The following is a 14,503-nucleotide window of genomic DNA, read 5'->3' on the forward strand; positions in this document are numbered from 1 at the left end:
AGACTCTGAACATAAAAAAAGCCCGCCGGTTTCCCGGCGGGCTTGATGGTTTATGCCAGAGGACTAAGGTCCTGGGGCATAGGGCACATCAATAAGCGATCGGCCGTTGAGATTGGAAATATCCATATCGCAAGGGGCGGTCAAGTCGTGGGCAAGACCCGTCGCATCCTGCAGCATCTCCTGGAAGGTGATGATGCGATTTGCGCTGCCATCGGCACCGACTGCGGCAATGTTGGCCAGCTTGGTGCGGCCGCGACCGTCGTGTCCGTTGGGCACGCAGATCTGAGGATGGTCGAACTTGCCTTGCTGGTAGGCTGCGCCCCAGTCAGTCAGGCCGGTTTCCATCATCTCGATCATTGCAGCTTCACGGTCCGCGCCAACATCAAACACCCGCAACCCGGCATCCAGGTTGAACTTGTTCAGCTTGCCGAAGCTCGGACGCTGGTTTGCTGGCAGGTCGAAATCCACCACGCGCTTGTAGAACTCCAGAACCTGACGCAGGTTCATCTTCGAGCCGTTGTGCATATAGGGACCGGTGAACTTGGTCATGCGAATCGTCGGCGTTTTGAAGAACCCGTTGCGCAGGATGAGCTCCGCAGGCGGAATGGTCGGGTTGCAGACTGGATCTACCGCGGGGTCGCAGCCCAGGTTCATGGCGAAGGCCTTGGGCGATAGGTCGTCCGGGCGTTTCGGTACCTGAATACCACCCTTGGCCACACCCGCTGCCAGCTTGTCCTTGATCGCCTGGATCGCCGCCTTACTGTCGGGGTTGTCGTAAGGTGCGGGCAGGTCAGAGGGCAGCATGCCGATCAGCTGCGCTAGCTTTGCCATAGACAGCGGTATCAGCGCACCACTGGAAGTCTGGATGCTGGAACCAACACTTAGGTCTTCACCGGTGGGGCGCACGGCCAGATTGTAGAAGCCAGAATCATAAACACCCTGGTTTTCAAAGGTGTTCATGCGCTCCAGAATCGCGGGAGGTGGCTCGTCGGGGTCTACGGGCAGGTCTTCCGCACCGAAGCCAACGGTAGCACTGATGGTGGCACCGGTGAATTCTGCGGACGTGTGGCACGCGGCGCAGTCTGTGGCACCCGCCTGGAAGCGGCCCATACCCTCGTCAATGTTCTGGATAGTGGCAAAGGCCACTTCACAGGCTCGCGACGTGTAGGGCGGAGCACAGCCACCGAAGTTCTCACCGGCCAACAGCGGACCACTTTCCGGCTGATTGGGGGCGTTGGGGGCTTCAGAGCCGGTTTCCGCGCCCGGGTGAATAAACTCGGCCATCTTCATGGCGCAAGCCTTGTAGCCACCCAGTGCTCCGGCATCGGTCTTGTCGAGCGCCGACATTGCCGCACAGTCTTCCAGTGCCAAATCACCTTCCGGCTGCAGGCCGGTCCAGTCCATCAGCAACACAAACCGACCGTCAACCCGGGTGAACACCTGGTTGGGTGCACCGGCGGGCGGCAGTGCTTTACCGATATCCAGGCGGGTCATCACGCGGCCATCGGTATTTTCCACAATGGTGCTTGGGCCGTTGTTGCCATCCGGGTCGGAGTCGATCAGGCCGCCGGCCATCAGGTCAACGATGGTATTGCCGGTGGTGAGCGTCGCCTCGTAGGCTTGGACAGAAAGTCCCCAGAACAGGTTGAAGTTAACCTCCATCAGGGTGCGGTTCTGGTTGGCATAATCGTCGGTACAGGCATTGAGTGGCAGCCGTTTCTTGAACTCCGGCGCCTCCAGGCAAACATCGTTGCCCGAGCCGTCGCCCCAGAATTTCTCCAGGAAAACGTCCTTGATCATGCTGGCATATTCAACCGCGAGCCCTCGCTTCTTCTCATCACCCGCTTCGCAGCCCGCAAGCTCACCCAGCAGCGAGTCATCGCAATGGACCCACTGGCCGTAGAGCGGAACCAGCCCGAGCATTTTGCGTCCGAGGAAGTGTGATGGACCGCCGCCACCACCGCGGTGTACAAATTCCATTTCCAGGCCACTGCCGATGGGCCCCACGGCCTGGGAGGCAAGTGACGAGAATGGGATCAATAGCGAGAGAGGGGTCGCATAATCACCACCGGTGTATACCTTGACCTTGGCATCGGGGTCACGGAAGCCGAGAGTGTTGACACCGTTAAAGAACATGTCCGCACGACCATCCCAGAAACTGCGCTGGTTAAAGATCGCGTTATAGGTGGTGGGCGTATTGCGCGGCTCGATCCGGCGCACGGTATGGAACAGTCCCGGTAAGATATTGCCAAAGCCATCGAACAGGTCATCGTTGGCATCGAAACCAGGGTCGAATTCGAGGAGCGTTCCGCTTTCGCGGCTATCGAACTGAATCAGAGCACCAAAGGTTGCGCCCCTTACCCCCTGGGAGCCCACGATATCATTGACGTCATCGCCCTTGATCGCGTTCAGCATATTCAGAGGAACCAGGTTTCCGGGCGTGCCGTCTTCATGATCTGGTGTACCGCCTGCGCTGATTACTGCATCTTCGTTAGCCGGAATACCGCGGATAGAATTTGCTCCACCGTAGTCCGCCTGCCGCAGCTTGCGGTTGACCCCGCGTAGCTGATGGGTAAAGTCACCGCGATTGAGGCCGGGGCTTATAGCGTTGACTTTGCGGATGTCGGCGCCGGAATTGAAGTGACAGCTGGCACAGGACTGTACCGCGTCACTGCCGACCTGCATGTCGAAGAAAAAGGCCTTACCTATTTGCTGTAGCGCAGTGCGCTTGCCAGGTTTGGTGATCTGCTCCCACTGCGCGGGGTTGAAACCTGGTCCATCACCGTCTAGTAGCCCGAGCATATTTACATCGGGCACTTTAATTTTATTCAGTGGCGGGGGATCCGCAGCTAGCGCGGGCCCGGTCGCCAATGTCAGTGAGATACCCCAGGCTCCGCCTTTTTGCATAAACGTTCGCAAGAGCTTTTTCGTAAAGCCGGGTTTCCGATTGGATGGTGATGGGTGAGGTGCGGGCTGTCCGACGCCTGGTGGTCGTCGTAGTCCGCCTTTAGTGCAAGGCATGGCTAGATCCCTCTCGCTAGAAGCACAAATTGGGTGTATTGATCGTGATCGGCCACAAGCCAGAACCAGGACGTACAGAATCTGCGCCCACCTTGTTCTGGTTTTGTGACTGATTTTTTGATCAATATTTAAACGGTAGATTTCAGGGATGAATATGACAAACGGAAATCGACCTTCTCGGTTATAAAAATTTGTTGTGCGTTTTTTGATGTCAATATCGGTAAGAGTTATGTCTTAGTTTTTTGATTATTTGAGAGATATCTCTTAGTCAGGTCGATGAGGAAAAGCGCTTAGTAAGCAAATAAATAAAAAGGCGGGGCGCGAATTTTCTTCCGTTAAAAATTAAACGGGTCTTGCGAGTGAATGTTGCTACAAAAAATTCTTATAGCTAAAAGGGGCTATAAGATTTTTTTTGCGACTTGGTAGCTGTGTAATACGGTTCAACTCAGCCGCGGCAATTTGCGCCAAATCCGGTAGGCGTTAAATCTCTCGTGATTCCGGGCTTTAATCACATTAGTGGCGCGAAAGTTTTAGATAAAAAATATAGGACCATTGATTTTGCGCCATTGCGGCCGATTATTAATCTTTGTGATTAAAAAACACACTAATTTCCTACGCTTCCCAAACTTACCTCCCATGGCTTTACGCGGTGTAGTGATCAAATATTGAACTCGATTGTTCGTTGTTCGATCTTGCTGTACGCAATAACTCCAATCGCTGTAAGGCTTTCGCGAGTGGATCGCTGACTGGAGCTAGCCGCTTCTTTCACGCTGAATTCAGAATTCCGCAGGCCTCTAAATGTCACCTTCTTGAGCTCGTCGCTTTTGCGTGGAGTCGCCTTGCGATCCTCCGCCGGGACGCCGCTATTTCAGGTTGCTGACGTTGAGTTACTGAGTCAGGTTTTTGGTACTCGGGGGACGCCAGAGTATTTATGCCGACCGGTTTTTTGGTTTTCTGATGTGAGTAGTTAAGGAGTTCCAGATGAAAAAGTTTTCTTCAATTGCCGTAGCTCTGCTGAGCGCTGTGAGCGCGGCATCGTTTGCAGAAATTAACACGACCACCCAGTTGCAGATTGGTGTAGGTAACAAGGCTACCTCTGACCAGCAGAGTGTGGATGCCTGGTACAACTATGTGGAGCAAACCCAGTTTGGTTCCTTCAACAAGGCGAATGCGCTGCAGCATGGATCCGAGTCCTTCAGCACGATTGAGCAGACACAGTTCGGTGCTTACAACAAGGCGAATTCATTACAGGAAAACGGCCTGTATAACCATGCCGATATTTACCAGGTAGGTGCGGGAAACAAAGCTGACACTACGCAGATGTTTACCGTTGGCAACCATGCAATCGTCAAGCAGGATGGTGAATACAACAAAGGCAGTGTTTACCAGAGCTGGGGTGAATACAACGTTGGTAAGGTTAATCAGCACGGTACGGGTAACCGCGGGCAAGTGAACCAGTACTTCAGCGTTTGGTCCGTGGGTATTGTCGAGCAATACGGCTATGGAAACCGTGCCAAAACTAATCAGTGGGGCTATGGTTTGAGTTCACTGACCCTCCAGGTTGGTGCGGGTAACAAGGCCAATGTGGACCAGTACGTTGCCGACAATGATTCATTGGTAATGCAGTTCGGTGAGTACAACAAGGCAAACGTGCTGCAATTTGGTGAAGACTTGAGCCAGGTCACCCTGCAAATTGGTGCGGGCAACAAAGCCAACACCTTGCAGGAGATCTATGGCCACAAAGCGTTCACCACGCAGATTGGTGAGTACAACTTGCATAACACTGTACAGTTGGGTATTTCTGATACTGCTATCGCGGTACAGGTCGGTGTGTACAACGTGGGCAATATCATTCAGTAACGTGCGAGTTTAGCCTGCGGATGCACCAGCATCTGCGGTCGAGGCCCCAGAACTATTCTGAGTTCGTACACGAAAAAAACGGCCCCTCATGGGGCCGTTTTTTTATCGTTAACTATTTAAACGGTTAATCGCCCAGCGTAAATAGTTCGGTGTTGCCTCCAGTGGCAACGACATTGACCGTTTTGGTTTTTTCGTTGGCAAAGCGGAACAGGTAGTGCGGGCCACCGGCCTTGGGGCCGGTACCGGACAGGCCCATGCCGCCGAAGGGGTTTACGCCCACAACGGCGCCGACCATATCGCGATTTACATAACAGTTACCCGCGTCCACGCGCTTGAAGATAGCGCCGGCGCGTCCTTCGATGCGTGAATGCAGGCCGAAGGTCAAACCGTAGCCGGTGGCATTGATGCGGCGAACCACATCTTCCAGCTCGTCTGCCTTGAAGCGCACCACATGCAGGAAGGGGCCGAACACCTCTCGCTTGAGCAGATTGAAGTCTTCAATCTCAACCACCTGCGGGCCGAAGAAGGTGCCGCTTTGCGGACGCTTGCTTTCATCGAAGGCAAACAGTGGTTTGGCTTCCTGCTGCATGCGCTCGCGGTGCTTCTCCAGCAGGCCCAGCGCTTTCTCGTCGATCACCGGACCAATATCGGTCTCCAGCTTCGACGGATCACCCAGGGTCAGCTCGTCGCAGGCGCCTTTCAGCATATTCAGCAGGTTGTCTGCGATCACGTCCTGTACACACAGAATGCGCAGGGCGGAGCAGCGCTGGCCCGCACTGAGGAAGGCGGACTGGATCACATCGTCCACTACCTGCTCCGGCAGTGCGGTGGAGTCCACGATCATCACGTTCTGGCCACCGGTTTCTGCAATCAGCGGCACGATGGGGCCATCTTTGGCAGCGAGCTGCATATTGATGTGCTTGGCGGTTTCGGTAGAACCGGTAAAGGCCACACCAGCAACACGCGGGTCGTCCAGCAGCGGCTTGCCGATCGCGGCACCGGTGCCGGTAATCAGGTGCAGGACTTTCTGCGGTACGCCCGCTTCGTGCATCAGTTGTACTGCGCGGTGAGCAATGCATGGGGTCTGTTCTGCCGGCTTGGCGAGAACGCCATTGCCCGCCGCGAGGGCGGCCACCACCTGGCCGGTGAAGATGGCGAGCGGGAAGTTCCACGGGCTGATACACACAAACACGCCGCGGCCACACAGGCTTAGCTCGTTGCTTTCACCGGTAGGGCCTGGAAGCACCGTAGGTTCGCTGAAATGCTTGCGGGCACCGTTGGCGTAATAGCGGCAGAAGTCCACCGCTTCGCGCACTTCGGAAATACCATCGTTCAGCGTGCGGCCGGCTTCGCGACAGATGATCGCCACCAGTTCGTTCATGTTTTCCTCGTACAGGTCTGCAACCTTGTCGAGGATGTTCGCGCGGGCGTCGCCACCGAGGCGGTTCCAGGCGCGCTGGTGTTCGGCGGCAGAAGCGAATGCTTTGTCAATCTGCGCGGGGTCGGTATCGGCGGTGTGGCCGACCGGCTCGCCGGTGGCCGGGTTCACTACGGTCTGGTCGCCCTTGCTGGATACACCATCGACAATCGGGCCGCCGGCCCAGGATGCGCTCGCCGAGGCATTTACCGCTTTGGTCATCGGCTCGACGGCGATCGGGTCGGTCAGTTCAATACCGTGAGAATTTTTGCGCGGTAGCGCTTCCTTGCCGATATAGATATCCGCCGGTACCGGGATCTGGGGATGGCGGTAGGGATTGCAGGATTCACTCTGCTTCAAAGTGTCCTGTACCAGCTCATTAACCGGCGTCTTCTCGTCCATAAAACGGTTGACGAAGGAGCTGTTGGCACCGTTCTCCAGCAGGCGACGCACCAGGTAGGGGAGCAGATCCTTGTGGGCGCCCACGGGAGCGTAAACCCGCACCGGTACGCGCTTGCCGTGTACGGCTTCGATCTGGTCGTAGAGCAGGTGGCCCATGCCGTGCAGGCGCTGGAACTCGTAGTCGTTGGCATCGCCGGCGAGTTCCAGAATCAGGCCCACGGTGTAGGCGTTGTGCGTGGCGAACTGCGGGTAGATCGCATCGCGTGCATCCAGCAGTTTTTTCGCGCACACCTGGTAGGACAGGTCGGTGTGGCACTTGCGGGTATACACCGGGTAGTCGGTCAGGCCCATCTGTTGGGCGTGTTTGATCTCGGTGTCCCAGTAGGCACCTTTTACCAGGCGAACCATCAGCTTGCGGCCGGTGTCGCGGCCAAGGGCGATCAGCCAGTCCGCTACATGGGGGGAGCGTTTCTGATAGGCCTGCAATACAAAGCCGAGGCCTTGCCAGTCTTTCAGTTCCGGGTCGCGCGCCAGGGCCTCGAACACATCCAGGGAGATATCCAGACGCTCGGCTTCCTCGGCATCGATATTGAGCCCCATGTCATATTTTGCTGCAGCAAGGCACAGTTCTTTAACCTTGGGCAGCAGTTCATTCATTACGCGGTCGCGCTGCAGTTCACTGTAGCGAGGGTGCAGGGCGGAAAGCTTGATGGAGATGCCATTGGCTTCAACGACGTCGCGTTTGGAGTTGTCCGCACCGATCGCTTCAATCGCCATCATGTAGGCATCGAAGTAGCGCTGGGCGTCTGCCATGGTGCGGGCGCCTTCGCCGAGCATGTCGAAGGAGAAACGGGTGCCCGGCTTGTTTTCCGCGGGGCCGCGCTTCAGGGCTTCCTTGATGGTGCGACCGAGGACGTACTGGCCGCCCATGATCTTCATTGCCTGCATCATGGAAGTCCGCACCATTGGCTCGCCCATGCGGCTCACCAGGCGCTTCATCAGGGTGGATGGCTTCTCGGTGATGTCCGGATCCAGCTCGACAATGTTACCGGTCAGCATCAGGCCCCAGGTGGAGGCATTCACGAACAGGGAGTCAGACTGGCCGCGGTGGCTGCTCCAGTTACCGGAGTGGACTTTTTCCGCGATCAGTTTGTCTGCAGTATCAGCGTCTGGTACGCGCAGCAGGGATTCCGCCAGGCACATCAGCGCGACGCCCTCTTTATTGGAAAGACCGAACTGCTGCAGGAAGGCATCCAAAGTGCCGCGTTTGCTGCGCTGCTCACGGGATTTGACCACCAGCTGGCTGGCAGTCGCAAGAATCCTCTCGCGCAGGGCCTCCCCGGGCCGGGGCGCAGCGAGCAACTCGCTCACGCACTGGTTTTCGTCGGCGTGCAGGTACTGTCGGGCCTTCTGGCGGGCGTTTTGCAACTCTTCGGTCATTTGGCCGGCGAACCGTGTAGACATGTGTACTCCCAGACTAAAATTAGGGTGCAGGATAAAAAACCGGATTATGTGGTAAATGTCCCAGAATTAATCGCCATATTGGAAAAGAGTGTGGTTAAATATAGCGCTTAATCGGTTAATCACCAGTAGGGTATTTTGCTATGTCTCGGAAGTTGGAAGATCTGGACCGCATTGATCGTCAGATTCTGCGCATTCTGCAGCGCGCTGGTCGCCTGCCTAACGTTGAGCTGGCCCGGCGGGTCAACCTGAGCCCCACGCCCTGTCTCGAGCGGGTGAAGCGCCTCGAGCGCGAGGGGTTTATCCAGGAATATGTAGCTCTGCTGGATCCCCTCAAGGTAGATGCTGGTCTTGTGGTGTACATCCAGGTGTCCCTGTCGGATACCGCCACAGAAACGCTGGAAGCGTTTAACAAGCATGTTTCCGGTCTCGAAGAGGTTCAGGAATGCCATATGGTTGCCGGTGGTTTCGATTACCTGGTGAAAATCCGTATTAAGGATATGCTGGGATACCGCCGATTCCTCGGCGAGAAGCTGGCATCTGTCCCGGGTGTCCGTGAAACCCATACCTATGTGGTCATGCAGGAAGTGAAAACCGATACTTCCGTCGCTGTGCCGGACCCAGAGCCCAAGTCCGGCAAGCGATAGTCGCTCGGGCAGGGCACATCCGAATGTTGTCCCAGTTGTTTTTTCAGGATCGAGTCTAGTGGATCGTGCGGAGTCTATGACTGCAGCCAGCAACCTCAACCGCCGTGCCACCATGCTGGCGCTGGCGGCGGTGTTGTGCTGGTCGACGGTGGCCAGTGCGTTCAAGCTTTCGCTGCAGTACCTGACGCCGCTACAGCTGGTGAGCATCGCTTCGCTGGTGTCGACGGTGTTTATGTTCGGCGCCATCGCCTGGCAGGGGCGTCGCACTGAAATCCGTGCGAGCTGGCGGCGCAATTACCGATGGTATGTTGCGCTCGGCTTTTGCAATCCCTTCCTTTATTACCTGACGTTGTTTCACGCCTACGAGCTGCTGCCCGCGCAGCAGGCGCAGCCGCTCAATTACACCTGGGGCGTTTTACTGGCGCTGTTGTCTGTGCCTTTGCTCAAGCAAAAGTTGCGCCGGCAAGATCTTGTAGCCGGGGTCGTCTGTTATTCTGGCGTGCTGGTGATCGCCACGGGGGGCAATCTGCTGGGGTTGCAGTTTGATCAGCCCTGGGGCGTGGTGCTCGCGCTGTTGAGTACGCTGATCTGGTCCTGTTACTGGCTTTTGAATACCCGGATTGGCGGCAGTGCTGCGGTCAATCTGTTTCTCACCTTCTGTTGTGGCCTGCCATGGCTTGCTGGTGCTCTGCTTTGGCAGGGCTGGGGGCAGGGCGACAGCTGGCAGTGGCCGCCGTTGGCCGGCTGGGTGGGAGCGCTGTATGTAGGGCTGTTTGAAATGGGTATTGCGTTCCTGTTGTGGCAGGCGGCGATGATGAGTTGCGACAATACCGCGCGCATCAGCAATTTCATTTACCTTTCACCACCACTGTCCCTGTTACTGATTGCGCTGCTGGTCGGTGAAAAAATCCAGATGGCCACCATCGCTGGGCTGGCAATGATCTTGCTCGGCGTAGCGATACAGCAGGGCGCACTGAAGCGCCTGCTTTTTCAGAGATCCTGAAAACCCGATAAAACTAATAAAGAGCTGAGACCCATAAGGTCCACGAGAAAATAGTGAGCGAGGTGAGAGCGTTATGAATTTTGAGCTGACTGAAGAGCAACAGATGATCCAGGAGGCCGCGCGCCAGTTCGCCGAGAGCGAGCTGAAACCGATCGCGGCTGAACTGGACAAGACCGGCAACCGCGCGCTGTTCCTGGAAAAGCTGAAGGAGCTGGCGCAGCTCGGTTTTATGGGAATCAATATCGACCCCGACTTCGGCGGCACCGGTGCCGGCACCATTGCCTTCAGCCTCGCGATTGCGGAGATTGCCCGCGGCTGCGCTTCCACGGCGACGACCACTTCTGTCACCAATATGGTGGCCGAAGTGATTCAGGCCATGGGGACCGATGCCCAGAAAAATTACTTCCTGCCGAAAATCTGTAGCGGCGAATATCCGGCCGGCTCTTTCTGTCTCACCGAGCCCAGTTCAGGCTCTGATGCGGCCGCCATGCGTACCCGTGCGGTCAAGGACGGCGACGACTACGTGCTGAATGGCAGTAAACTGTTTATTAGCAGCGCCGAGTTTGCCGGTGTGTTTGTGGTGTGGGCGGTAACCGATTCCTCCGCGCCGAAAGGGAAGGGGATATCCTGCTTCTTGGTCGAGGCCGGAACCCCGGGGCTGGTCATCGGTAAAGCCGAAGAAAAAATGGGGCAGAAAGCGTCGGTTACCAATGAGGTGGCCTTTGAGGACTGCCGCGTTCCGGCTGCAAATATGCTGGGGGAAGAAAATCGCGGCTTCCGTATTGCCGCCGGCGAGCTCGCTGGTGGACGCATTGGTATCGGATCGCTCGCTCTGGGCATCGGCATGGAAGCGCTGGATTGTGCGCGCACCTATTTGCAGGAGCGCCAGCAGTTTGGCAAGCCACTGGCGCAGTTCCAGGGGCTGCAGTGGCAGCTCGCCGACAAGTACACCGAAATGGAAGCCGCACGGCTGCTGCTGCTGCAGGCTGCATGGCAGAAAGATGCCGGGCAGCCGTTTGGCCCTGCCGCGTCCATGGCGAAACTCTACGCTTCTGAGAAAGCGAATGAAGCCTGCTATGTCGCTCTGCAGATGCACGGCGGCGTGGGTTATACCCGGGAATTCCCGCTAGAGCGCATGGCGCGGGACGTGCGTATTACCACCATTTATGAAGGTACCAGTGAGATCCAGCGGCTGATCATCGCGCGCCACCTGTTGGATGGTGTGCGTTAATTTCCTGTAGATTTTTCTGCGTACACGAGCCCCAGCAGCCAAAAGCGGTTGCTGGGGCTTTGTACTTTTTGTTTTCGCTTCGATTCGTCAGTTAGACGAAAAGGACCAGATAGTTGAGTTCACAGATTGCCTCTACAGTTGATCGCCCATGGTTGATGGGGGCGCGCGAGGCCATTCCCCTATTGGGTGGATATATCCCGGTGGCGATTTCCTTCGGCGTTATCGCCGTGCAATCCGGCTTTACTGGCTGGGAGGCAGTGCTCATTTCCACCCTGGTCTATGCAGGTGCGTCGCAGTTCCTGTTTGTCGCCATGGTGGCCGCTGGGGCGCCACTCTGGTTTGTGGTATTGATGACCCTGCTAATCAATGCGCGCCATGTGGTGTACGGGCCGAACATTGCGCCCTGGCTGACGGCAAGTCGCTGGTGGCCCTGGCTGATGCACGGGCTTACGGACCAGACGTTTGCCTTGTCCCATGTGCGGTTGCCGCAGCTTGCGGAGAGTCAACGCAAGGCTTGGTTTATCGGTTTGTCGGTGGTGGCGTGGTTTAGCTGGATTGGTGGCACGGTGGTTGGCGCCGTTGCGGGCCAGGAATTGACACAGCGCTCACCACTGCTCGGGGAGGTCATGCCGTTTGCGCTGCCGGCCCTGTTCCTGGTGTTGCTGGCGCCGCGCTTTGCAGCCCGACTTTGGGCGGTTACTCTGGGTGTGACAATTGTCATTGCTTTGCTGCTGGCGGTGTTCGGCTTCAAGAACGCGGCCATTCCCATAGCGGCAGTCTGCGGTGCTCTGGTCTATTACGGCATCAGCGCTCTGGCTACAGAAAAAGTGCAGCGGGCAGGGGAGGTGCGCAATGGGCAGTGAACTGTGGTTTGCACTACTGGTAACGGCACTCGGCACCTTCCTGATGCGCGCTCTGCCATTGTTATGGATGCGGCGCCACCTGATCCGCAAGCAGGCCAGTAATACTCTGGATGCGATGCCCTCCTGGCTCACCGTGCTCGGGCCACTGATGATTGCGGCAATGTTTGGTGTGTCACTGGTGCCTTCCTCGATCAATACCGCCACCTGCCTTTCCACTGCCGTCGGAACCCTCGCCACTTATCTGGTTTGGTGGCGCACGCGTTCGCTGGGCTGGCCGGTATTTTTCGGTGTGGCGGTCTATGGCGGCGTCTTGTTACTGGCGAATGCCGCCGGCATCTGATGTCAGGGATTTACAGATTTTGACATCTATAAACCCGCAGGTGGCAATTTACTAACTAACTTCACTTAAGAGAAAAATCCCCAGGTGTACGGCCCCGCCGTGTGTCAATCCTGGGGTTGTATCATCTAATGGTGAAATGAAGTGCGAGTCCTCCCCCTTCTGTTAGTTGGCCCTCTCGTTGCCAGTGCGGTGCTGGCGGTCTCGTCCTCCTATGCCCAAACCGATAATGACGAGGCGGGAGAACTGCTCGAAGTGATCGAGGTGCAGCAGCGCCGTCTGGATGAGCAGGAACGCGAGATCGCCGATCAAAAACGCGCGCAGCAGCAGCTGCGGCGGCAAGTGGAAGCTCTGCAGGAGCGACGCACGCCCATTGCCCCCTCGGCCACTACCGTTGAACTGACTCCCTCTGAACAAACCGAATTAAAAATACTGCTGGAGAGGGAATCCAAGGCGGCGAAGGTCGATTGGCCCGGTTCATTTGATGTGTACGGCAGCAAGACACGTTTCAAAATCAGTGGCTTTGTCGAGCTTGATGTAACGCACGATAACAACGCCATCGGCACACCGAGTGCCTTTGTTACCGCTGCAATCGCAACCGACGGCGGTACACCGCCTGAGGGATCAGACGGCTTAACGAATTTCTCGGTGCAAGTCTCGCGATTGGCAGTGGAAACACGTACGCCGGTAAGCACCCATCAGCTGAAGACATTCATTTCGATCGACTTTTTCGGCGACTTCTCTTCCACCAGTCCCGACCCGCGACTGCGTGAGGCCTACGGTTCCGTAAGCGATATTCTCCTGGGTGGCGACCTGTTGCTCGGCCAAACCTGGTCGACCATGACCTATCTGCCGTCATTTCCCAATACCCTGGATTTTGAGGGGCCCCCGGCGGGAGTCGCCACTCGACGCGCCATGCTTCGCTGGACACGAGAATTGAGGCGTTGCCTCAAATTGAAGTTGGCTTTCGAGGCACCCAATAGCCGGACCTTTACCGATGCAGATGCGGCGTCGGAATGGCCGGATGGCATCATGGCCCTTGCTTGGGAAACCGATATGGTGCGTATTCAGGGCGCGGTGGTTCGTCGCGATCTCAGGGCCAGTGTCAACGATGATTTTGTGGTGAGCGAGGACGCTTGGGGTGGGAATATCGCGGGAAGATTAAATATGCCCTGGTCGAATAGGCAGGACTTCCTGACATTCTCCTATGTGAGTGGAGACGGGATCGGCGGGCTATTGAATGATGCGCCGACGGATGCCATTTACGATTTTGCCGGGGACAGACTGTATGACATCCCCGTCAATGGCGGCTGGCTCGGTTTTCAGCACTGGTGGAGCCCGGACTTCTATTCTGTGGTGAGCTATGGAGAGCTGAAAGCGAATAACCGCGAGATTCAGCCGCCTGACGCCTACCGGCACGCAAAATACAGCAGCGCCAACCTGGTCTGGACACCATTCCCGAACTGGCTGTTTGGTTTCGAGGTGCTGCACGGCTCGCGTGAAGACAAGGATGGCGCCAGGGGATCCGTCACACGTTTTCAATTCACCAGCCGCCTGAGCTTTTAGAGGAGCCGATTATGGTGAAGCATAGGCAGAATCGGCTCCTGGCCAGCGATGATAAGCCTCGGTGGATGGAGAGAGTGTCAGAGACGGTGGGGATGGTCGGAATGATTGGAATCTATCTTGGGCGTTACCGGGCTGTGCTGCTTGCCGGCATCCTGGTATTGACTGCCTGCTCCGGTACCGGCACCCACGTGAATGACGTGTGGAGTGCGCCCGGCAGTGGCAGTTATTCAATGGGCCGTACCATGGTGATTGTGCTTACCCGCACCCCGGCTGTAAGCGATATGGTAGAGCGCATTCTTGTGCGCCAGTTGCAAGACGAGGGCGTATCGGCAGAAGCCTGGCATTTGATTGTGCCGGGCGTGCACGGGCCGGGGCGGACGCAAATTGTGCCGGTAGTGACCTCCGCGGGTTACACATCGGTGCTGGTTGTAAACGTTCTGCAGGTCAAACAGGTTGAGCGGGAATATCCCGCTGCCCAGGTTGCCCGGGCGGAAGTCAAATTGTTCAGCGTCCTTACGGGGGATCGAGTCTGGACCATGACCGCGGATACCTATGTGCGCAGTGTCACGGGCACGAGCCTGATTATTCCGCAAGAAGAGGATGTGCAGCATTTTGCCGAAGCGGTAACGGACGAACTTATTCGCTCCGGAATTTTGTAGGCGCTGGGTATCGATGGTTCTTGCTAGGTACTAGCC

The 14,503-nt window shown here is 56.7% G+C and carries 10 protein-coding genes; 8 read left to right on the plus strand and 2 right to left on the minus strand.

The window, feature by feature from the left end; all coding sequences use genetic code 11:
- Positions 1 to 63 precede the first annotated feature (63 nt).
- Positions 64 to 2,817 carry a cytochrome c peroxidase gene (locus tag LC059_RS06010; protein ID WP_226702904.1) on the minus strand — a complete coding sequence of 918 codons (2,754 nt, stop codon included), beginning with the start codon at positions 2,815 to 2,817 and terminating at the stop codon, positions 64 to 66.
- A gap of 1,185 nt (positions 2,818 to 4,002) precedes the next feature.
- Here LC059_RS06010 and LC059_RS06015 point away from each other — a divergent pair.
- A complete protein-coding gene (locus LC059_RS06015) occupies positions 4,003 to 4,881 on the plus strand; it encodes a hypothetical protein (protein WP_226702905.1) in 879 nt (292 codons plus the stop codon).
- 124 nt (positions 4,882 to 5,005) lie between these two features.
- Here the strand turns inward: LC059_RS06015 and putA are convergent, their stop codons facing one another.
- A complete protein-coding gene (gene putA / locus LC059_RS06020) occupies positions 5,006 to 8,164 on the minus strand; it encodes a bifunctional proline dehydrogenase/L-glutamate gamma-semialdehyde dehydrogenase PutA (RefSeq protein WP_226702906.1) in 3,159 nt (1,052 codons plus the stop codon).
- 140 nt (positions 8,165 to 8,304) lie between these two features.
- Between putA and LC059_RS06025 the strand changes: the two genes are divergently transcribed.
- The 7 genes from LC059_RS06025 (at position 8,305) to LC059_RS06055 (ending at position 14,467) form a co-directional block, all read left to right on the plus strand.
- Positions 8,305 to 8,808: an Lrp/AsnC ligand binding domain-containing protein gene (locus LC059_RS06025; RefSeq protein WP_078085813.1), complete on the plus strand. Its 504-nt coding sequence runs from the start codon at positions 8,305 to 8,307 to the stop codon at positions 8,806 to 8,808.
- 76 nt (positions 8,809 to 8,884) lie between these two features.
- Entirely contained in the window at positions 8,885 to 9,811 is a 927-nt protein-coding gene (locus LC059_RS06030; RefSeq protein ID WP_226702907.1) for a DMT family transporter, read from the plus strand.
- A gap of 73 nt (positions 9,812 to 9,884) precedes the next feature.
- Complete coding sequence (locus LC059_RS06035; protein WP_226702908.1) at positions 9,885 to 11,042, plus strand: acyl-CoA dehydrogenase family protein; 1,158 nt, start codon at positions 9,885 to 9,887, stop codon at positions 11,040 to 11,042.
- Between the two features lie 113 nt (positions 11,043 to 11,155).
- Positions 11,156 to 11,905, plus strand: coding sequence for an AzlC family ABC transporter permease (locus tag LC059_RS06040; protein ID WP_226702909.1), 750 nt, complete (start codon positions 11,156 to 11,158; stop codon positions 11,903 to 11,905).
- The gene (locus tag LC059_RS06045; RefSeq protein WP_226702910.1) at positions 11,895 to 12,245 is read left to right on the plus strand and encodes an AzlD domain-containing protein; all 351 of its coding nucleotides are present in this window, start codon (positions 11,895 to 11,897) and stop codon (positions 12,243 to 12,245) included. Before LC059_RS06040 ends, LC059_RS06045 begins: the two co-directional genes overlap by 11 nt.
- Positions 12,246 to 12,386: 141 nt before the next feature.
- On the plus strand, positions 12,387 to 13,808 hold the full coding sequence (locus LC059_RS06050) for a DcaP family trimeric outer membrane transporter (RefSeq protein ID WP_226702911.1): 1,422 nt from the start codon (positions 12,387 to 12,389) through the stop codon (positions 13,806 to 13,808).
- 101 nt (positions 13,809 to 13,909) lie between these two features.
- Positions 13,910 to 14,467: a hypothetical protein gene (locus LC059_RS06055; protein WP_226702912.1), complete on the plus strand. Its 558-nt coding sequence runs from the start codon at positions 13,910 to 13,912 to the stop codon at positions 14,465 to 14,467.
- Positions 14,468 to 14,503 lie beyond the last annotated feature (36 nt).

The organism is Microbulbifer elongatus (genome assembly GCF_020524885.1).
Lineage (GTDB): Bacteria > Pseudomonadota > Gammaproteobacteria > Pseudomonadales > Cellvibrionaceae > Microbulbifer > Microbulbifer elongatus_A.